Below are 21,615 nucleotides of genomic sequence, written 5' to 3'. Positions count from 1 at the left end.
CCGTTATAGATCGAAATCGAGGAATTCATCACTGTCGACGGCCGAATCGATTTGACCGACAAGATAAGATGACACTTCGACTTCCTGCGGCGCTACTTGTACCGCGTCACTCTCTAACCAGTTCTTCATCCAAGGAAGCGGGTTAGACTGCTCGGCATAAGGAAGCGGCAGGTTAACGGACTTCATCCGTTGGTTAGTGATGTACTCAACGTATTGGCAAAGGATCTGTTCGTTTAGACCGATCATCGAACCATCTTTGAACAGGTATTTCGCCCATTCTTTTTCTTGCTCGGCCGCTTTGAGAAATAAGTTGTACGCTTCTTGTTGGCATTCTGCGGCAATTTCACCCATTTCAGGATCGTCTTTGCCGCCCTGCATAATGGTTAAAATATGCTGAGTGCTGTTTAAGTGCAGCGCTTCGTCACGGGCGATAAGACGAATAATTTTCGCGTTACCTTCCATGAGCTTACGCTCTGCAAACGCAAAAGAGCAGGCAAAACTGACATAGAAGCGAATCGCTTCGAGGGCGTTGACTGACATCATGCACAGGTATAGTGCTTTCTTTAGCGTACGTGTATTGACTTCAATCGGCTCGCCGTCAATCACGTGAGTGCCTTCACCTAACAGGTGGTAAACCTGCGTCAGCTTGATTAAGTGATCGTAGTATTCGGCAATGTCGGTCGCGCGGCGCAGGATCTCTTGATTCACCACGATATCGTCAAAAATCACGGAAGGATCGTTTACGATATTGCGAATAATGTGCGTATATGAGCGCGAGTGAATGGTTTCGGAGAAAGACCAAGTCTCAATCCAGGTCTCTAACTCGGGCAGCGACACTAATGGCAGAAATGCCACGTTCGGCGAACGACCTTGAATAGAGTCGAGCAGTGTTTGGTATTTCAGGTTTGAAATAAAAATATGCTTTTCATGATCTGGCAGTGAGTTGTAGTCGATTTTATCGCGGCTCACGTCGACTTCTTCTGGGCGCCAGAAGAAAGACAGCTGCTTTTCAATCAGTTTTTCAAACACTTCATATTTTTGTTGGTCATAACGTGCGACGTTAACCGATTGTCCAAAGAACATAGGTTCACGGGTGGCATCGTTGGGTGTTTGGCAAAAAGTAGAGTAGGTCATGGTACGAGTATTCCAATAAGTCGGGATCCCAAAGGGATCCCGCAACCGTAAACATTGAAGATTAGATTTTGCAGGCGCCGCCAGCACAGCCGTCATCTTCTTTCTCTATGTTGGTAATGTCATCGTGTTGATCCGATGCACCATCGCGAGTGTTATGGTAGTACAGCGTTTTTACACCTAACTTATAGGCATTGAGTAAGTCTTTCAGCAGAGTCTGCATCGGAACCTTACGGCCTTCAAAACGCGTTGGGTCATAGTTAGTGTTGGCCGAAATCGCTTGGTCAACGAATTTTTGCATGATACCCACGAGCTGTAAGTAACCTTCGTTGCTTGGCATTTGCCATAGCAGCTCGTAGTTGTATTTCAGCTCATCAAAATCAGGCACCACTTGCTTTAACTGGCCATCTTTACTCGCTTTAACGCTGATCAAACCGCGTGGCGGTTCGATACCGTTGGTCGCGTTTGAGATCTGTGATGAAGTCTCAGACGGCATCAGCGCAGACAGGGTCGAGTTACGTAAACCGTGCTGTTTGATGTCTTGGCGCAGTGTTTCCCAGTCTAAATGCAATGGCTCGCTGCAAATCTTATCTAAATCACGTTTGTAGGTATCGATAGGTAAAATACCTTGAGCGTAAGTGGTCTCATTAAATAATGGGCACGCACCTTTCTCTTTCGCCAGATTCATTGACGCCTTGAGCAGATAGAATTGAATCGCTTCAAAGGTCTTATGAGTCAGGTTATTTGCGCTACCATCGGAGTACTTCATGCCATTCTTCGCTAAGTAGTTAGCGAAGTTGATAACACCAATACCTAAAGTACGACGGTTCATCGATGAAATTTCGGCCGCTTTGATTGGATAATCTTGGTAATCAAGCAGGTTATCCAGTGCACGTACCGCTAAATCGGCTAATGGCTCAAGCTCGGCTAAGTTTTTGATCGCACCTAAGTTTAATGCTGACAGTGTACACAGCGCGATTTCACCGTTTGGATCGTCAATGTTGTTCAATGGCTTGGTCGGCAGCGCGATTTCAAGACAAAGGTTAGATTGTCTGATCGGCGCCACTTTCGAGTCGAACGGGCTGTGGGTGTTACAGTGGTCGACGTTTTGGATGTAGATACGGCCCGTTGAAGCACGCTCTTGCATCATCAATGAGAACAGTTCGACTGCTTTTAATGTCTTCTTACGAATGCTGTTGTCTTGCTCATATTGCAGGTACAGACGTTCGAATTCCTCTTGATCTTCGAAGAAGGCATCGTAAAGACCTGGCACGTCCGATGGACTGAACAGGCTGATATTTTCGCCTTTGATCAGACGTTGATACATCAGCTTGTTGAGCTGCACGCCGTAGTCTAAGTGACGAATACGGTTATCTTCAACACCGCGGTTGTTTTTCAGTACCAGCAGGGATTCCACTTCTAAGTGCCAAATTGGGTAGAAGAGGGTGGCTGCACCACCACGAACGCCGCCTTGCGAGCAAGACTTCACTGCCGTTTGGAAATACTTGTAGAAAGGTAAGCAACCAGTGTGGAAGGCTTCACCGCCACGGATTGGGCTACCTAAGGCACGGATACGACCGGCGTTAATACCAATACCCGCACGTTGACTCACATACTTCACGATAGAAGAGGCGGTCGCGTTGATAGAATCTAAGCTGTCGCCACATTCAATCAGTACGCAGGAGCTGAATTGACGGGTTGGTGTACGCACGCCCGCCATGATTGGCGTTGGCAGTGAAATTTTAAAGGTCGATACCGCGTCGTAAAAGTCTTTCACGTATTGCAGGCGCGTTTCTTTTGGATAACGGGCAAACAAACAAGCCGCCACCAGAATATAGAGGAACTGGGCGCTCTCGTAGATCTCATGGGTCACGCGGTTTTGTACCAGATACTTACCCTCGAGCTGTTTTACCGCCGCGTAGGAGAAGTTCATATCGCGCCAATGGTCGATATAGCTGTCCATGATATCGAGTTCTTCGCGGGTGTAATCCTGCAGAATATGCATATCATACTTGCCCAGCTCAACCAGTTTAGTCACATGGTCATATAACTTTGGCGGCTCGAACTGACCAAAGGCCTTCTTACGTAAATGGAATACGGCTAAGCGCGCAGCCAGAAACTGATAATCCGGTGATTCTGGGGAAATTAAATCCGCAGCAGATTTGATGATCGTTTCGTGGATAGCTTCGGTTGGGATCCCGTCGAAAAACTGTAAATGCGTGCGAAGTTCAACTTCAGAAACAGAAACGTTTTTTAATCCCTTGGCTGCCCAAGTAATTACGCGGTGTATTTTGTCGAGATCGATAGTCTCACGTGCACCACAGCGTTTTGTGACTGTCATATTGCTATTCATTGAAGAGAGGCCTTGGTTCTGATATCTGTTCAGGTGAACTAATTCACCGTACGTTTCCTTGTAAAACAATCAACCTGAAAACCCTTAATACAGCTGACTATGCAAGAGATAGTCGATTTAATGGGGAACTTCTAGTGTGTCTGATTGCTACCTATACACAAGATATGGTGTTTTAAATAATCTGAGATACAAGATAGTGAGGTTTGCCGCTATTTGCAAGTCTCAATTCAGGGGGTATCTTGTGGATATCTTGAGGATAAGGAAAAGCGTTAGTGATGACTAACCCTGAAGCTCAAATTGAGATTAGCGTGCGTCTTCCATGGCGGTTTTTTGCCCAAATATCACAGTGTGATCGATCGCTACAATAAGCAGCGATCGCGATCGCAGGGATTGACCCTTAGCATGAATTCCATTATCGGACGATTTGCTGAATATGAGCTTTTATCGTTGGCCAAACAGTAACATTTATTTGGTTAATGCTTGGCTTAATGCCGAATGTAAATTTGAAGGCGAAGTAAACTGCGCATAGGATGGCCATGCATCGGGTGTATCAGCCTCACCTAAGTATCCCCACAGCGCCACACCGCCGAGCATGCCCGCCGCTTGGGCCGCCAGTAAATCCCGCTCGGCATCCCCTAAATAGAGGATTTGCTGTGGCTGGCATTGCAATTGCTGGGCGCCGAGTAGCATAGGTGCGGTATGGGGCTTAGGGTAACGAGTCGAATCGCCACTGATCATCACAGGCATACGCGAGGTGAGCTTAAGCTTATGCAACAGAGGGCGAGTAAAGCGGGCGGGTTTATTGGTGATCACCCCAAACGGTATGCGGCATAATTCGAGCCAATCGAGCAGTGGGGCGATACCTTCAAACAACTGACAATGGTCGCCATTAATCCGCTGATAGTGTGCGAGGAGTCCCTGCTGCACTTGGGTGCGCAGTGCGTCATCCGCGCCCGGAATGGCGGCATCGACTAAGGCAAAGCTGCCATGGGAGGCGGCGCTACGCATATCTGCGAGGGGTTTTGCCGTGATACCGACATCAGACAAACTGAGGTTAAGGGCCTGAACCAGATCCGGCGCGGTATCGGCAAGGGTACCGTCAAGGTCGAATAAGACCCCTTTAACCTCAGCTAAGCTCATCTTAATCTACCTTTTGCGTCGCAATCATATAGTTAACATCGACCTTTGGTGTGTACTTGAAGATCCCCGTCAGTGGGTTATAGGTGATCCCAAGTGCATCTTTACAGAGAAGATCGGTGTTATCGACTAAGGCTATTAACTCTGAAGGCTTAATAAATTTATTATGATCATGGGTGCCAATCGGTAGCATCTTTAATAGATACTCGGCGCCGATAATGGTCTCGACAAAGGACTTAATGTTGCGGTTAATGGTAGAGAAAAATACAAAACCGCCGGGTTTAACCATATCGCAGCAAGCTTGAATGACCGATTGTGGATCTGGCACATGCTCGAGCATCTCCATACAAGTCACCACATCGTAGTATTCGCGGTGATCTTCTCGATGGGCCTCGGCAGTGTTTTTGACATAATTAATGCTCACACCGGTTTCCAGTGCATGTAAACGCGCGACTTCTAATGGTTCTTCACCCATATCGAGGCCGTCAACGACCGCGCCGATACGCGCCATGCTTTCGGATAAAATACCGCCGCCGCAGCCGACGTCGAGTACTTTTTTACCAAAAATCCCGCCCGCCGTTTGATCGATATAGTTAAGGCGCAGGGGATTTAATAGATGCAGCGGCTTAAACTCGCCGTTCAGATCCCACCAGGTTTCGGCCATACGTTCAAACTTTGCGATTTCCTGCGGGTCTACGTTGGTATTCTGTTGCATGCTATTACCTATAGCGGCTGTATTGTGCGGCTATTATAACGACAATGGGGCATAAACACAGTATTGCGCGGATCTAAGTCTTTGTGGTTGAGTGAAATTTCAGCAATTATCATTAATTCTTCGACACTTTGTGATGCTATGCGGATTTTTCTGCTCAGAGATTAATCAAGTCTTGGCATCAATTTAGCCGTTAACGACGGATTTTATTGGGTTTAATAGGCCAAATTGACAGTGTTTTCATCTATTAAGCCACATCCTTCGCAATTCACGTAGGATAGGTCTGGCGACATTAAATAACTGTGTTAGAATGCCAAATCACGTTTTTGGGCCGCTCAATGATACGGATTATGCGTTGTCGGCTAATTTTCAGGGGAACGAGCAGTTTATGACTGATCTGGCATCATCTATTTCGCCAATTAATATCGAAGACGAACTAAAGAATTCGTACCTTGATTACGCAATGAGCGTCATCGTGGGACGTGCATTACCAGACGTGCGTGATGGCCTTAAGCCTGTACATCGCCGCGTGCTGTTTGCCATGAGTGAATTGAAGAACGATTGGAACAAGCCGTACAAAAAGTCTGCCCGTGTGGTCGGTGACGTGATCGGTAAATATCACCCCCATGGTGATTCGGCGGTTTACGATACTATCGTTCGTATGGCTCAGCCTTTCTCTCTGCGTTACACCTTAGTCGATGGTCAAGGAAACTTCGGTTCGGTTGACGGCGACTCCGCAGCGGCAATGCGTTATACCGAAATCCGTATGGACAAGTTAGCGCACCAGCTCCTCGCCGATCTTGAAAAAGAAACCGTTGACTATGTGCCTAACTATGATGGTACAGAACAAATTCCTGCGGTGTTGCCAACCCGTGTACCTAACCTGTTAATCAACGGTTCATCGGGTATTGCGGTCGGTATGGCGACAAACATTCCGCCCCATAACTTAACTGAAGTTGTGAAGGGCTGTTTAGCGCTTATCGCCGATCCTGCGCTGTCTATCGAACAGCTGATGGAACATATTCCTGGCCCAGATTTCCCAACCGCAGCGATTATCAATGGCCGTAAAGGCATTATCGATGCATACAAGACGGGCCGTGGCCGTGCAGTAATGCGCGCTCTTGCCGAAGTCGAAACCGAAGACAACGGTCGTGAACGTATTATCGTTACCGAAATTCCTTATCAAGTGAACAAGGCGAAACTCATCGAGAAAATCGCTGAGTTAGTTAAAGATAAGAAGATTGAGGGCATTAGCGGTCTGCGCGATGAGTCTGACAAAGACGGTATGCGCATCGTTATCGAAATCAAACGCGGTGAAGTGGGCGAAGTTGTCCTGAACAACCTCTATGCCCAGACACAAATGCAATGTTCTTTTGGTATCAACATGGTGGCATTGACCAATGGTCAGCCTAAGTTGTTCAACTTAAAAGAAATGCTCGAATGCTTTATTCTGCACCGCCGTGAAGTAGTAACACGCCGCACTGTATTCGAACTGCGTAAAGCGCGCGAACGCGCCCATATTCTTGAGGCATTAGCGGTAGCGCTGGCCAATATCGACCCGATTATTGCGCTGATCAAAGCTTCACCAACCCCAGCTGACGCGAAAGTGAAATTGGTTGAGCAAGGTTGGGAATTAGGCCACGTTCAAGGCATGCTTGAAAAAGCGGGTGACGATGCAGCGCGTCCTGAATGGTTAGAGCCAGAATTCGGTATTCGTGATGGCTTATATTATCTGACTGAGCAACAGGCTCAGGCGATTCTAGAGCTGCGTTTACACCGTTTAACCGGTCTTGAGCACGATAAGATCATCGCCGAATACGAAGAGCTGCTCGAGTTTATCGCAGGACTGCTGTTTATTCTGCGTAGCCCTGAGCGTTTGATGGAAGTCATCAAAGAAGAGCTAGAAGAAATTCTTGCTGAATACGGTGATGCTCGCCGTACTGTCATCAACGCCAATGAAATTGATATGAGTCTTGAAGACTTAATCAACGAAGAAGACGTGGTTGTGACCCTGTCACACTTAGGTTACGCCAAGTACCAACCGCTGAGCGATTATCAAGCCCAGCGCCGTGGTGGTAAGGGTAAAGCCGCAACTAAAGTGAAAGACGAAGATTTCGTTGAAAAACTGCTGGTTGCCAACACCCACGATACCATTCTGTGCTTCTCAGATTTCGGTAAGATGTACTGGCTCAAGGTCTATCAATTACCGCTTGCGAGCCGTACTTCCCGTGGTCGTCCGATTGTTAACTTACTGCCGCTGTCCGATGGCGAACGCATTACTGCGATTCTACCAGTGCGTGAATACGCAGAAGATAAGTACATTATCATGGCGACCTCTAACGGTACCGTGAAGAAAACTGCGCTGACAGCTTACAGCAACCCACGTGCTAACGGCATTATCGCCGTGAACCTGAAAGACGGTGACCAACTGATCGGTGTCGATATCACCAACGGTGATGATGAGATCATGCTGTTCTCGAACGAAGGTAAAGTGGTTCGCTTTAAAGAAGGCGAAGAAGTGGCCGTACTCGATGAAAACGGCAACCCAGTACTGGATGAAGAAGGCAACCCACAAATCAACTTCAAGGGTGTGCGTCCAATGGGTCGCGGCGCGACCGGTGTTCGCGGTATCAAGCTTGAAGAAGGTCAAAAAGTGGTGTCTCTCATCGTACCTAAGGGCGATGGCGCTATCTTAACCGTGACCGAAAACGGCTATGGTAAACGTACTGAACTGTCTGAATACCCATCTAAGAGCCGCGCAACCAAAGGTGTGGTATCTATCAAGGTGAGTGAGCGTAACGGAGCGGTTGTTGGCGCGGTACAAGTTGGCGGCAATGACGAAATCATGCTGATCAGCGACAAAGGCACCTTAGTGCGTACGCCGGCGAACGGTGTGTCAATCATCGGCCGTAACACCCAAGGTGTGACCATTATCCGTACTGCAAGTGATGAGAAAGTGGTTGGTCTGCAACGTATCGATGAGATCCAAGGCGACGAAGATGAAGTCGAGCTGGATGAAAACGGTATGCCAATCGTCCCTGTTGTCGCTGAAGGTGACTCTGTTCATGAAGAGCCTTTAGAGGATGAACTGGAAGAAGAATTAGATGAAGACGAAGAGCTTGACGACGAGCAAGACGAAGACTAATTCGAGAGTATGAAAACGAGCGTCCAATTGGACGCTCGTTTTTTTCATGGCAACGTTTTATTTTATGAATTCTAATATCATGGTTTGTAAATAAGGAGAGTGGCAGTGAACGCGATTTATAATTTCTGTGCAGGTCCTGCAATGTTACCCGCAGCGGTAATGAAAAAAGCACAACAGGAATTACTCGATTGGAATGGGCTAGGTGTCTCCGTGATGGAAGTCAGCCACAGAGGTAAAGAATTTATCGCGCTGACCAAGCAAGCTGAGGCGGATTTACGCGAGCTGATGCACATTCCACAGAACTATCATGTGCTATTTATGCACGGCGGTGGTCGCGGTCAGTTCTCTGCCGTTGTGAATAATTTTTTAGGCAACCAAGGCCGAGCCCTGTATTTAGTCAGTGGTCAATGGTCTTCTGCGGCATTGGCCGAAGCACAAAAGCTGGCGGGCGATGCGCAAATTGATAGCCTTAACATTGTTGAAAAACATAATGGACTCAATACAGTAGTGCTGCCTGATCTGCATAAGATTGATGCCGATTACCGTTATGTGCACTACTGCCCAAATGAGACAGTTGATGGTATCGAAATTTTTGATGAGTTAGACAGTCCATGGCCGATTGTTGCCGATTTATCGTCAACCATTATGTCGCGTGAAATCGATGTAAGCCGTTACGGCTTAATCTATGCCGGTGCGCAGAAGAACATTGGTCCTTCTGGCTTATCCATCGTGATTGTGCGTGATGATATGTTGAAACTGCCGAGTTTAACTCAATCATCCATCATGGATTACCGTTTAGCGGTGGAGCATGATTCTATGTTCAATACGCCACCAACATTTGCCTGGTACTTAGCGGCCGAAGTGTTTGCTTGGCTCAAATCCTTAGGTGGTGTGGCCAGTATCGCTAAGATTAATCAGCAAAAAGCGCAAATGCTGTATGCCTGTATCGACGCCAATCCTTTCTATAAAAATGGTGTCGTCGCGGCAAACCGCTCACAAATGAACGTAACTTTCCAACTGGCTGATGAATCCCTTGATGGTGCCTTCTTAAAAGAGGCCGAAGCGGCGGGTTTAGTGGCCTTAAAAGGGCACCGAATCGTCGGTGGTATGCGTGCAAGTCTTTATAATGCGATGCCATTGGAAGGTGTTACCGCTCTGGTGACCTTTATGAACGAGTTTGCGGCTAAGCATAGCTAAGCCTAGTGAACGGAGTTTAACTTGCTTGCTTTAGCTAACTGATTGATACACGCGGTTTAAAGTTAGTTTTAACAGCGTAAAAGCTAGAACAAAAAACGAATACCTTGGCATTCGTTTTTTTATTGGTTGCATAAAAGCTGAGGGCTTAAGTCAAAGCATGAACTAAGCGAAAGCTGGTTACTTAGGCGCTTTCATCTTAGCAGCCTTGCCTACAGCACTTTGGCAATCGATTTGGCTAAGTAATCCACATTGTCTTCGCTAATGCCTGCAATGCTAATGCGGCTCGAACCCACCATATAGATGCTGAATTCTTTCTGCAGGCGTGCCACTTGCTCAGGATTAACCCCTAGGAAGGAGAACATACCTTTTTGGCGAGCGATAAAGCCAAAGTCACGCTCAACGCCATTGGCTTTGAGTTTTTCGACTAAAATCGCGCGGTTACCATTGATGCGGTCGCGCATCACTTTGAGCTCATTTAACCACTCTTGCTTTAATTCTGCCGAACCGAGAATGGTTTCGACAATTGCCGCGCCGTGGGCTGGCGGCATTGAGTAGAGGCAGCGAACCACATAAAGCAGTACAGAGTGCGCGATGTTTGCCGTGTTCGCATCCTTTGCAACCACAGAGCAAGAACCGATACGCTCACGGTACAGACCAAAGTTTTTCGAGCAAGAGCTACACAGGATCATATTATCGACAGCGGCGGCCATTTTACGCACGCCATAGGCATCGATATCGACACCATCACCAAAACCTTGGTAAGCCATGTCGATAAGTGGGGTAAAACCTTGCTCCTTGGTGAGGGCAACCACTTTATCCCATTGCTCAGTGGTTAAATCCATCCCGCTCGGGTTATGGCAACAGGCGTGGAATAGTACCACATCGTTCGGGCCAATTTGAGTAAGTGCGCTGAGCATCTCATCAAACTTTAATGATTTAGTGTCGTAATCATAGTAAGGGTAGGTTTTAACGGTAATGCCTGCCGCTTCAAACAAGCCTGTGTGGTTCGCCCAGGTGGGATCGCTTACCCAGAGCACCGCATTAGGATTGCAGCGCTTAATAAAGTCACCGGCAACACGCAACGCGCCTGTACCACCAGGTGTGGATACAGTGCGGATACGGTTGGCGATAATCGCGCTGTGATCTCTGCCAAAGGCTAATTCTGTGATCAGGGTATTAAACTGAGGCGAACCGGTTGGGCCTATGTAAACCTTAGTTGTCTCGGTTTCTAAACGGAATTTTTCGGCTTTTTTCACGCAATTAAGGATTGGAGTGTTTCCCGCGGGATCTTTATACACGCCCACACCTAAGTCGACTTTTTGAGGATGTGAGTCTTCGCGGTACTGGGTTAATAAGCCGAGGATAGGATCCGCAGGCATTGCGACGAGTGAGTTAAACATGGCTCCATCTACCTTTTTGGTTATATTGCGACAACATGAATTGCAAAGAATATGCGTGATTTATCGTTTGAAACCTAGAATAGCGTGGATAGATGAAAAATTTAAAGCAAAAACTGTAAACTATGGCCAATTAATCTGGCAAAAAAGCCTGCCAAAAAACGCTTTAGATCACAATTTCACCGCTGATATTTTGTATTTTTGTTATTTTTAGACTGACTTGAGTAATTTTCCGGTTTAAAAAGCCGTTTTTTAGCAAAAAACGGTTGAATCCTGCGTCACTATCGGTAATTTTATAACGACGAAGCACCAACAAGGTCCCCAATCTCCTTTAATTTGTAATCTTAACTTGACGCTATGTAGCGTGAGGTTGCCATTTTGCCTATTTTCAATCCGCGTGCCGTCGATGGTTACGCACTAAGAGAAAGAAGATTTATTCATGAAGCAATTACGTCTTGAACCTGTTGTGCAAGTCCGCGGTGAGATCAACATTCCGGGCTCAAAAAGTATTTCTAACCGCGCGTTATTATTAGCGACCTTAGCCAAAGGCACCACCACGCTAACCAATTTGCTCGATTCCGATGATATTCGTCATATGTTGGCGTCTTTAAAGCAGTTGGGCGTCGAATACCGCTTATCGCAAAATAATACTGTCTGTGAACTGACTGGCTTAGACGGCGTGATTTCATCAGATACCGCGCAAACGCTGTTTTTAGGCAATGCGGGAACGGCAATGCGTCCATTGTGCGCTGCGCTCACCTTAGGTCGTGGCGAATTTACCTTAACGGGCGAGCCCCGCATGGAAGAGCGTCCCATTGGTGACTTGGTCGATGCTTTAAAACAATTGGGCGCTAATATTGTGTACCTTAAGAATGAAGGATTTCCACCACTGACCATCAATGCAACCGGTCTTAACGGTGGCGATGTGGAAATTGCCGGCGATCTGTCTAGCCAGTTCTTAACGGCGCTGTTAATGGTTGCGCCCCTCGCTAAGGGCAGTGTGAATATTCATGTCAAAGGTGAACTGGTTTCAAAGCCCTATATCGACATTACCTTAGCGCTGATGGCACAGTTTGGCGTTCAGGTGATTAACCATGACTATGCCCGCTTTGAGATCCCAGCCGGACAGCAGTATGTGTCACCGGGTAAAGTGTTAGTGGAAGGGGATGCCTCTTCTGCATCTTACTTTTTAGCGGCGGGAGCGATTAAAGGCGGTGAGGTGAAAGTCACTGGCGTTGGCCGTTTAAGCATTCAGGGCGATGTGAAATTTGCCGATGTGCTGGAAAAAATGGGCGCCGATATTGAGTGGGGCGATGATTACATTATTGCGCGTGGCGCGCCGTTAACCGCGGTTGATTTAGACATGAACCATATTCCCGATGCGGCGATGACCATTGCCACTGCGGCCTTGTTTGCTAAGGGCACGACCACCATCCGCAACATCTATAACTGGCGCATTAAAGAGACCGACCGATTAGCGGCGATGGCCACCGAGCTACGTAAAGTGGGCGCGTTAGTGGAAGAGGGCCACGATTATATTCAAATCACCCCGCCAGTAGTGCTCAATACCGCAGAGATTGACACCTATAACGACCACCGCATGGCAATGTGCTTCTCCATGATGGCCTTTGCCGATTGCGGGATCACAATCAATGATCCCGATTGCACCTCGAAAACCTTCCCAGACTATTTTGCCCAATTTGCCAGTCTCAAAGCCTAACCGCTTCCTGTAATAGACTGACTTTGGGTCATATCAAGATGATGAAGCCGCATTTGAGCGGCTTCTAAACTTCATAAAAAATCCACGGATTTTATTTGTATAGTATTGTACAATGCGGCGCGCTCATTTTCGGGGCTCTAGTTAAGAACTCACGGATGATGATTATTTTTTGCGGAGGAATGTATGTCTGAACGGGCTCCTGTAGTCACAATCGACGGCCCAAGTGGTGCTGGTAAAGGGACAATTAGCCAATTGTTGGCTAAGCATCTCGGATGGCAACTGCTTGATAGTGGTGCTATTTACCGAGTGCTTGCGTTAGCTGCAATTCACCACGATGTAGAACTGGAAAATGAAGAATCCATCACACTCCTTGCTGCGCACCTTGATGTGAAATTTTTAACCGGCAATGAGAAAGACCCAGTTCAAGTGATCTTAGAAGGTGAAGACGTCACTACTGCGATACGTACTCAAGAATGCTCAAATGCGGCCTCTAAAGTGGCGGCATTTCCCCGTGTGCGGGAAGCCTTATTACGTCGTCAACGTGCCTTTAGAACGGCACCTGGATTAATCGCCGATGGCCGCGACATGGGCACGGTTGTTTTCCCAACGGCATCGGCTAAATTATATTTAACTGCTTCTGCAGAGGAGCGGGCTCAAAGACGCTATAATCAGTTGCAGGACAAGGGCTTCGATGTTAATATCGAGCGCCTTTTAGCTGAAATTATCGAGCGTGACGACCGCGATATGAATCGTCCAGTGGCCCCTTTGGTCCCTGCCGAGGATGCGCTCGTTATCGATACTAGCGATAAAGGTATTGATGAAGTACTTGAGCTTGCGCTCAACTACATCAACCAAAAATTATCCAACACTAACTAAGTTATTGTTTGGATAGGTATTCGTATTAAGGATGATACGGATAATTTGACTGACTCCACGTCTAGGATTGACTGTGGTTTATTACATTAAAGTAACTTAAACATGACTGAATCTTTTGCTGATCTATTTGAACAATCCCTTCAAACTCTGGAATTCCGTCCAGGCTCTATCGTTCGTGGTACTGTAGTTGCTATCGAAAACGGTATGGTTCTGGTTGATGCAGGTCTGAAGTCTGAAAGCCCAATCCCAGCTGAACAATTCAAAAACGCTCAAGGCGTTTTAGAAATCGCTGTTGGTGATGAAGTTGACGTAGCTCTTGACTCTGTTGAAGACGGCTTCGGTGAGACACAACTGTCTCGCGAAAAAGCGAAACGTCACGAAGCTTGGATCGTTCTGGAAAAAGCTTACGAAGATGCTGAAACTGTAATCGGTATCATCAATGGTAAAGTGAAAGGCGGTTTCACTGTTGAATTAAACGGTATCCGTGCCTTCTTACCAGGTTCTCTAGTTGACGTGCGCCCAGTTCGCGACACCGCTCACTTAGAGTACAAAGAATTAGAATTCAAAGTTATCAAACTAGACCAGAAGCGTAACAACGTAGTTGTTTCTCGTCGTGCAGTTATCGAATCAGAAAGCAGCGCTGAGCGTGATGCACTGTTAGAAAACCTGCAAGAAGGTCAAGCAGTTAAAGGTATCGTTAAGAACCTGACTGACTACGGTGCATTCGTAGATTTAGGTGGCGTTGACGGTCTGTTACATATCACTGATATGGCATGGAAACGCGTTAAGCACCCATCTGAAATCGTAAACGTTGGTGACGAAATCAACGTTAAAGTTCTGAAGTACGATCGTGAGCGCACTCGTGTGTCTCTAGGTCTGAAACAACTTGGCGAAGATCCATGGTTAGAAATCAGCAAGCGCTACCCAGAAAACACTAAGTTAACTGGTCGCGTAACTAACCTGACTGACTACGGCTGTTTCGTTGAAATCGAAGAAGGCGTTGAAGGTTTAGTTCACGTTTCTGAAATGGATTGGACTAACAAGAACATTCACCCATCTAAAGTGGTTAACTTAGGTGACGAAGTTGAAGTTCTGGTTCTGGACATCGATGAAGAGCGTCGTCGTATTTCTCTAGGTCTGAAGCAATGTAAGACCAACCCATGGGATGACTTCGCAACTCGTTACAACAAAGGCGACAAGGTTTCTGGTAAGATCAAGTCAATCACTGACTTCGGTATCTTCATCGGTCTTGACGGCGGTATCGATGGTTTAGTTCACCTGTCTGACATTTCTTGGAACGGCACTGGCGAAGACGCAGTATCTGAGTACAAGAAAGGCGACGAAATCCACGCAGTGGTTCTGTCTGTTGACCCAGAGCGCGAGCGCATCAGCTTAGGCGTTAAACAAACTGAAGACGATCCATTCAACGCTTACTTAGCTGACAAGAAGAAAGGTACTATCGTAAACGGTACTGTTTCTGCTGTTGACGCTAAAGGTGTGACTGTTGAACTAGCTGACACTGTTGAAGGTTACATCCGTGTAGCTGACATCAGCCGTGAGCGCATCGAAGATGCATCTACTGTTTACTCAGTAGGTGACGCTATCGAAGCTAAGTTCATGGGTGTTGACCGTAAGAACCGTTCTATCAGCCTGTCAATCAAAGCGAAAGACGAAGCTGAAGAAAAAGAAGTAATGGCGACCTTGAATAAACAAGAAGACGCTGTTATTAGTAATGCAATGGCTGAAGCGTTTAAAGCAGCTCGCAAATAATCGCCTGTTGTATGGGGAGTTTTTTCTCCCCATTAGGTGACTGTGTTTGGCTTGATAATAGGGGATAGCTAGGATGACAAAATCCGAACTGATCGAAAAACTCGCCACCAGGCAGTCGCAGCTGTCGGCGAAAGAGGTTGAAGGCGCAATCAAAGAAATGCTGGAGCAAATGGCTACAACATTAGAAAGCGGTGATCGTATTGAGATCCGTGGCTTTGGTAGTTTCTCGCTTCATTATCGTGCACCGCGTACTGGCCGTAATCCAAAGACTGGTTCATCAGTTGAATTGGAAGGCAAATACGTCCCGCACTTTAAGCCAGGCAAAGAACTGCGCGAACGCGTTGACGCAGTTAATGTATAATTGACCGCATTACAAAAAGCCTCCGTAAGGGGGCTTTTTTATATCTAATGCAAGGCAAAGCTGGTCAGCTCAGTAAATTTCTTGGATAATCAGAAAATTGAAAGGCGTTTAAGGGAGTGCGACGTGAAATCTTTTGTAGTGACAGTCCTTGTGGCACTGTTATTTATCGTGGCATTGATTTTTGGTGCGCGTAATGAACAAGTAGTGACGATCAGCTACTTTGTGGCTCAGGGTGAGTACCGTTTACCCGTAGTCTTAGCCGTGGTTTTCTTTGCAGGCTTTATGCTCAGTTGGCTTGTAGCCAGCTATTATATTGTCAAATTGAGATTGGCTTTAGTGGCGACCAGAAAGAAATTAACGGTCCAAACAGCTAAAACTCCTCAAGGTGTAGACGCCTAATATGCTTGAGATCCTCTTCCTGCTGCTCCCAATTGCTGCCGGATACGGTTGGTATATGGGGCGGCGGAGCATAAGGCAAAATCAGAGTAATCAGCGTAAGCAATTAAGTCGTGATTATTTCACTGGCTTGAATTTCCTGTTGTCTAACGAGTCGGATAAAGCGGTCGACTTGTTTATCAGTATGCTTGATGTGGACGATGAAACCATCGATACCCATCTTTCCCTCGGCTCTTTATTCCGTAAACGTGGTGAAGTCGACCGTTCCATTCGTATCCATCAAAACTTAATCGCCCGTCCAACGCTCACTAATGAACAGCGCGATATGGCTATGATGGAGCTGGGTAAAGATTACCTTGCAGCAGGGTTTTACGACCGCGCGGAAGAGATTTTTCTGAATTTAGTGAGTCAAGATGACCACAGTGAAGAGTCTGAAACTCAGCTGATTGCCATTTATCAGGTGATTAAGGAATGGCAAAAGGCCATCGATATCACCAAACGTTTAAGCCGTAAGCGTCAGCTGGCACTTAAACCGATTATTGCCCATTTTTATTGCCAGCTTGCGGATGAAACCAGCGACGATGCTGACAAGATCAAGTTACTACAACAAGCCTTAAAACAAGATCCTAAGTGCGGCCGAGCCTTACTCACACTTGCGAAAAAATTTCTCGATACCAAGGATTATAACCAGTGTAAATCTATGCTGATGGCACTGAAAAAGGCTGACATAGAACTCTTCGCCGATGCCTTACCGACGGCGAAACAAGTATATCGTGATACCCAAGATAAAGAGGGCTATCAAGAATTATTAGCGGGCGCGATGGCCGAAGGGGCGGGCGCATCCGTGGTGGTAGCGCTGGCTCAGCATATGATTAGTCTCGATGAGATAAAAGCTGCTGAAAACATGGTGTTGGATGCCCTGTACCGCCATCCCACCATGAAGGGATTCCAGCACTTAATGCAGATGCATCTGCGTCAAGCAGAAGAAGGGCAAGCCAAGCAAAGTTTAACTATGCTTGAGCAACTTGTTGAACAACAAATTAAATTCCGTCCAAGCTACCGCTGCAAAGAATGCGGTTTCCCATCCCACACGCTTTATTGGCATTGCCCCTCTTGCAAAAAATGGGGCACCATTAAACGGATCCGTGGCTTAGACGGTGAATAACCTTTAGAAATACCCTGTTAGTGTAACCCTGTTGGAGAGATGATGACGACTAAACCTATCCTCGTAGCGCTTGATTACGATAATAAAAACCACGCCTTACAACTGATAGAACAGCTCGATCCCAACATGTGCCGCCTCAAGGTGGGCAAAGAAATGTTTACTCTGTTTGGCCCCCAATTGGTCAAAGACATCCACGACCGTGGTTTCGATCTTTTCCTCGACTTAAAGTTTCACGATATTCCTAATACTGTCGCCAAAGCGGTAGCTGCCGCAGCAGAACTTGGCGTGTGGATGACAAACGTGCATGCTAGCGGTGGCTTGGCCATGATGGAAGCCGCGAAAAAGGCGTTGCTGCCCTATGGTAACGATGCGCCTATACTGATTGCCGTGACAGTACTAACCTCAATGAGCGATGACGATTTAAAGCTTATCGGTATCGATGTTCCTGCATTTGAGCATGTACAACGTCTCGCAAAACTGACCAAGCAAGCAGGGCTTGACGGTGTGGTCTGTTCGGCTCAAGAGGCAAGCGTACTTAAGTCACTCTTAGGCCAAGACTTTAAACTTATCACCCCAGGTATTCGCCCGGTGGGCAGTGAAGTGGGTGACCAACACCGCGTAATGACGCCACCTGAGGCGTTGGCTGCAGGTTCTGATTATTTAGTTATCGGTCGACCAATCACTAAGGCCGCCGACCCTTTGGCTGCGCTGCAGGCGATTCATCAATCTTTAGCTTGAGAAACATGATGGAAGCCATTGCGGTTTAAGCACTTGTTCGCACGTTAATTTGACCGTTCACGGAGAATGCCCATGCTGAATACTACGATGTTTAATTATCAAGGTAAGAATGTTGTCGTTGTCGGTGGTACGAGTGGAATTAATCTCGCGATAGCCAACGCCTTTGCGCAGGCTGGCGCGAATGTGGCGGTAGCGAGTCGCAGCCAAGACAAGATTGATGCCGCCGTGTTGCAGCTCAAACAGTCAAATCCAGATGGTATCCACCTCGGAGTGAGTTTTGATGTCAGGGATTTGGCTGCGGTTGAACAGGGCTTTGACACTATCGCCGCCGAATTTGGCTTTATTGATGTATTGGTAAGTGGCGCGGCGGGTAACTTTCCTGCAATTGCTGCAAAACTCTCTGCTAATGGCTTTAAGGCCGTGATGGACATTGACCTGCTGGGCAGTTTTCAAGTGTTAAAGACGGCTTATCCTTTACTGCGTCGCCCCCAAGGGAATATTATTCAAATCTCGGCGCCGCAGGCATCGATAGCTATGCCAATGCAAGCCCATGTGTGCGCCGCTAAAGCGGGTGTGGACATGCTTACACGGACACTGGCGATTGAATGGGGCTGTGAAGGGATCCGAATTAATTCCATTATTCCTGGCCCTATTGCTGGTACTGAAGGCTTTAACCGTTTAGCGCCGAGTGCTGCGCTGCAACAACAGGTGGCACAATCAGTCCCCTTTAAACGCAATGGTGAAGGGCTGGATATTGCCAATGCCGCGATGTTTTTAGGCTCTGAGTTAGCCTCGTACATTACGGGAGCTGTACTTCCTGTTGATGGTGGCTGGTCGCTCGGTGGAGCTAGTATTGCGATGACGGGGTTAAGCGAGTTGGCGCAAAAGGGTCTGCAGTGATAGCGCAAAACTTAAATATTGTAACTAATTTATTTGATAGAGAAATCGGGTGAAAATCCATGGCGAATGCATTACAAGAGCAACTGCTTAAGGCAGGGCTTGCCAGTAAACAAAAAGTGCGTGATGTGAAAACGCAAAAACGTCGCGATAAAAAGGCGCGAGTTGACGATGGTTCAAGCGCATTGAAGCATGAGATTGCCGAACAAAAACGATTGCAGGCAGAGAAAGATAAGGCATTGAACGAACAGCGTTTTGCAGAAGCGACGGCCCGTGGGCAAGTGCGTGGCTTAGTGAGTGAATTCACTCAATTTGCGATTAAGATCCCAAGCCATACCGAGGTGAAGTTTAACTATACCCTCGATAATAAAATCTATTCAGTCTATATCGATGAAAAGATCCAATCAGAACTGCTAAAAGGTCTATTAGGGATTGTTCGATACGAAGATAAGAGCTATCTAGTCCCCCATAAATTGGCCGAGCGCGTTAATCTCTTGGTGCCACAATGGTGCGGTTATCTATGGCAACAGGACGAAGGGAAGGCGGTAGAGGTCGAAGATGACCCCTATGCTGATTATGCGATCCCAGACGATTTAATGTGGTAATCAATGCGTTAATCGTGAGCTAAGCCGACGACACATCGCTTATCTCTGGCTACACTAAAACCCTTAAGGCAACTTAAGGGTTTTTTATTGCCCGTATTTAACATTAACGGTTTTGCTGGTTCTGAGTTGCAAAGTGAATTTGTAATGAGATTGTTTTCTGTATAGAACTGGTATAAATTAAAACAACTGTTTAAATCCTACGTTTAAGAGTCTACCCATGAATCCTTACCAAGCTCCGTTAGCGGATATGCGTTTCTTATTGGAACAGGTTTTTGATGCGCCAAATACTTGGGCACAACTCCCTGATATTGCTGAAATGGTCGATATGGATACGGCCGGCGCGATTCTCGAAGAAGCCGCGAAAATCAGTGCTGAATTAATCCATCCGCTTAACCGTGCAGGCGACGAGCAAGGCGTTCTTCATCAGGATAATCGAGTGATTACCCCTGATGGTTATAAAGCCGTTTACGATCAATATTCCCAAGGCGGCTGGGTGGGCCTGTGTGGTGAACCCGAGTTTGGCGGTATGGGCATGCCGAAAATGCTGGGGGTGTTAGTCGATGAAATGGCTTACAGCGCCTGTAATGCATTCACTCTGTATGGTTCACTCACGGCGGGGGCGGCATTGTGTATTAATGCCCACGGCAGTGAAGAGATTAAAGAAACCTATTTGCCGAAACTCTACAGCGGGGAATGGGCAGGGGCGATGGACATGACTGAACCTCAGGCTGGCTCAGATCTACGTAATATCCGTACCCGTGCTATCCCACAGGATGACGGCAGTTATGCCATTAGCGGCAGCAAAATCTTTATCACGGGTGGCGATCATGATTTGACCGAGAACGTCATTCACTTAGTGCTGGCAAAGCTTCCTGAAAGCAAAGGTATTTCACTGTTCCTAGTGCCTCAAACCACGGTGAATACCGATGGCAGTTTAGGTCAAGCGAACGGTGTGAGTGTCGGTTCAATCGAACATAAGATGGGACTTAAGGGCTCTGCAACCTGCGTGATGAACTTTGATGAAGCCAAGGGTTACCTGATTGGTGAACCAAATCGTGGTCTAGTGTGTATGTTCACTATGATGAACTACGAACGCTTAGCCATTGGTATTCAAGGGCTTGGCAGTGCGCAGGCCGCTTACCAAATGGCTGCGGATTATGCTAAAGAGCGTAATCAAGGCGTCGCCGCCGGTGGTTCGCCGACTGGCAGCGACTCCGATCCGATTATTGTGCATGGTGACGTGCGTCGTATGCTGCTGACGATCAGAGCGATGACGGAAGCGGGGCGCGCACTCTCGGTATTTACGGGTAAACAACTCGATTTGGCAAAATATGCCGAGGATGAAGTTAAAGCCAAGGCCGCACGTTATGTGGGCTTGTTAACTCCCGTGGCTAAAGCGTTTTTAACCGACCGTGGTTTAGATGCCACTATCATGGCACAGCAAGTATTTGGTGGTCATGGCTATATTCGCGAAACTGGTATAGAGCAGCTGGTTCGCGATACCCGAATTGCTCAGATTTACGAAGGCACAAACGGTATCCAAGCGATTGACTTCCTAGGCCGTAAAGTCACTGGCGATAACCTGGGGACCCTAAAAGAATTTGTTGCCGACTTAAAGGCGCAAATGCGTGAATTTACTCAGGTAGACGCCGTGAAAGTGGCCGCCGTTTGTGCCCGTTTAGATGCCTTAGTCATTGTCGCTGAGTCAGTAAATGAACACAAAGTCGCTCAGCCAGCGCTTATCAACGCCAGTGCCGTCGACTTTTTGGATGCCTTTGGTTATACCCTCTATGGTTTCTATTGGTTAGCCATGTTAGATAAAGCCGTGGATGCTGAAGATAAGTATTTTGCCGAGCAGAAATCCTACCTAGCGAAATTCTATTTCGACAAACTGCTGCCTAAAGCGGACTATCACTTAGCGCAAGTTCGTGCGGGTGATACGAGCACAATGGCGATGCCTGCGGAACTGTTCTAATGTTGATTAATCATATTGAAAGTTAGGATTCAAGTAATAA

At 47.1% G+C, this 21,615-nt stretch carries 17 protein-coding genes; 12 read left to right on the top strand and 5 right to left on the bottom strand.

Annotation, left to right across the window (positions count from 1 at the left end; genetic code table 11):
• Positions 1-3: 3 nt before the first annotated feature.
• The 4 genes from nrdB to ubiG form a co-directional block, all read right to left on the bottom strand.
• Positions 4-1,134 carry a class Ia ribonucleoside-diphosphate reductase subunit beta gene (gene nrdB / locus ACK5NH_RS02295; protein WP_416917650.1) on the bottom strand — a complete coding sequence of 377 codons (1,131 nt, stop codon included), beginning with the start codon at positions 1,132-1,134 and terminating at the stop codon, positions 4-6.
• A 61-nt stretch (positions 1,135-1,195) separates the two neighbouring features.
• The gene (nrdA, locus tag ACK5NH_RS02290) at positions 1,196-3,484 is read right to left on the bottom strand and encodes a class 1a ribonucleoside-diphosphate reductase subunit alpha (RefSeq protein WP_416917616.1); all 2,289 of its coding nucleotides are present in this window, start codon (positions 3,482-3,484) and stop codon (positions 1,196-1,198) included.
• A 465-nt stretch (positions 3,485-3,949) separates the two neighbouring features.
• The gene (locus tag ACK5NH_RS02285; protein ID WP_416917615.1) at positions 3,950-4,624 is read right to left on the bottom strand and encodes an HAD family hydrolase; all 675 of its coding nucleotides are present in this window, start codon (positions 4,622-4,624) and stop codon (positions 3,950-3,952) included.
• Between the two features lies 1 nt (position 4,625).
• The gene (gene ubiG, locus ACK5NH_RS02280; protein ID WP_416917614.1) at positions 4,626-5,336 is read right to left on the bottom strand and encodes a bifunctional 2-polyprenyl-6-hydroxyphenol methylase/3-demethylubiquinol 3-O-methyltransferase UbiG; all 711 of its coding nucleotides are present in this window, start codon (positions 5,334-5,336) and stop codon (positions 4,626-4,628) included.
• A gap of 385 nt (positions 5,337-5,721) precedes the next feature.
• On the opposite strand from ubiG, the gene gyrA reads away from it, so the two are divergent.
• A complete protein-coding gene (gene gyrA, locus ACK5NH_RS02275; protein WP_416917613.1) occupies positions 5,722-8,478 on the top strand; it encodes a DNA gyrase subunit A in 2,757 nt (918 codons plus the stop codon).
• Between the two features lie 105 nt (positions 8,479-8,583).
• Positions 8,584-9,675 carry a 3-phosphoserine/phosphohydroxythreonine transaminase gene (gene serC, locus ACK5NH_RS02270; RefSeq protein ID WP_416917612.1) on the top strand — a complete coding sequence of 364 codons (1,092 nt, stop codon included), beginning with the start codon at positions 8,584-8,586 and terminating at the stop codon, positions 9,673-9,675.
• A gap of 209 nt (positions 9,676-9,884) precedes the next feature.
• Here the strand turns inward: serC and ACK5NH_RS02265 are convergent, their stop codons facing one another.
• Positions 9,885-11,075, bottom strand: coding sequence for an amino acid aminotransferase (locus ACK5NH_RS02265; RefSeq protein WP_416917611.1), 1,191 nt, complete (start codon positions 11,073-11,075; stop codon positions 9,885-9,887).
• A 436-nt stretch (positions 11,076-11,511) separates the two neighbouring features.
• Between ACK5NH_RS02265 and aroA the strand changes: the two genes are divergently transcribed.
• The 10 genes from aroA (at position 11,512) to ACK5NH_RS02215 (ending at position 21,575) form a co-directional block, all read left to right on the top strand.
• Positions 11,512-12,792: a 3-phosphoshikimate 1-carboxyvinyltransferase gene (gene aroA / locus ACK5NH_RS02260; protein ID WP_416917610.1), complete on the top strand. Its 1,281-nt coding sequence runs from the start codon at positions 11,512-11,514 to the stop codon at positions 12,790-12,792.
• Positions 12,793-12,975: 183 nt separating this feature from the next.
• Complete coding sequence (gene cmk / locus ACK5NH_RS02255; RefSeq protein WP_011622694.1) at positions 12,976-13,668, top strand: (d)CMP kinase; 693 nt, start codon at positions 12,976-12,978, stop codon at positions 13,666-13,668.
• Between the two features lie 102 nt (positions 13,669-13,770).
• Positions 13,771-15,438, top strand: coding sequence for a 30S ribosomal protein S1 (gene rpsA / locus ACK5NH_RS02250; RefSeq protein WP_011622695.1), 1,668 nt, complete (start codon positions 13,771-13,773; stop codon positions 15,436-15,438).
• Positions 15,439-15,511: 73 nt separating this feature from the next.
• Complete coding sequence (ihfB, locus tag ACK5NH_RS02245) at positions 15,512-15,799, top strand: integration host factor subunit beta (RefSeq protein ID WP_011072380.1); 288 nt, start codon at positions 15,512-15,514, stop codon at positions 15,797-15,799.
• A 123-nt stretch (positions 15,800-15,922) separates the two neighbouring features.
• Positions 15,923-16,198: a LapA family protein gene (locus ACK5NH_RS02240; protein WP_416917609.1), complete on the top strand. Its 276-nt coding sequence runs from the start codon at positions 15,923-15,925 to the stop codon at positions 16,196-16,198.
• Between the two features lies 1 nt (position 16,199).
• Entirely contained in the window at positions 16,200-17,360 is a 1,161-nt protein-coding gene (gene lapB, locus ACK5NH_RS02235) for a lipopolysaccharide assembly protein LapB (protein WP_416917608.1), read from the top strand.
• 42 nt (positions 17,361-17,402) lie between these two features.
• Positions 17,403-18,098: an orotidine-5'-phosphate decarboxylase gene (gene pyrF, locus ACK5NH_RS02230; protein ID WP_416917607.1), complete on the top strand. Its 696-nt coding sequence runs from the start codon at positions 17,403-17,405 to the stop codon at positions 18,096-18,098.
• 72 nt (positions 18,099-18,170) lie between these two features.
• Positions 18,171-18,998 (top strand): SDR family oxidoreductase, encoded by an 828-nt coding sequence (locus ACK5NH_RS02225; protein WP_416917606.1) that lies wholly within the window; start codon positions 18,171-18,173, stop codon positions 18,996-18,998.
• 59 nt (positions 18,999-19,057) lie between these two features.
• A complete protein-coding gene (locus ACK5NH_RS02220; RefSeq protein WP_416917605.1) occupies positions 19,058-19,600 on the top strand; it encodes a DUF2058 domain-containing protein in 543 nt (180 codons plus the stop codon).
• A 217-nt stretch (positions 19,601-19,817) separates the two neighbouring features.
• Positions 19,818-21,575: an acyl-CoA dehydrogenase family protein gene (locus ACK5NH_RS02215; RefSeq protein WP_416917604.1), complete on the top strand. Its 1,758-nt coding sequence runs from the start codon at positions 19,818-19,820 to the stop codon at positions 21,573-21,575.
• The last annotated feature ends 40 nt before the right edge of the window (positions 21,576-21,615 follow it).

Origin of the sequence: Shewanella sp., assembly GCF_047975355.1 — a bacterium.
GTDB lineage: Bacteria > Pseudomonadota > Gammaproteobacteria > Enterobacterales > Shewanellaceae > Shewanella.
The sequence above is the reverse complement of the archived record's forward strand: the minus strand, read 5'-3'. Positions and strand labels throughout refer to the sequence as shown.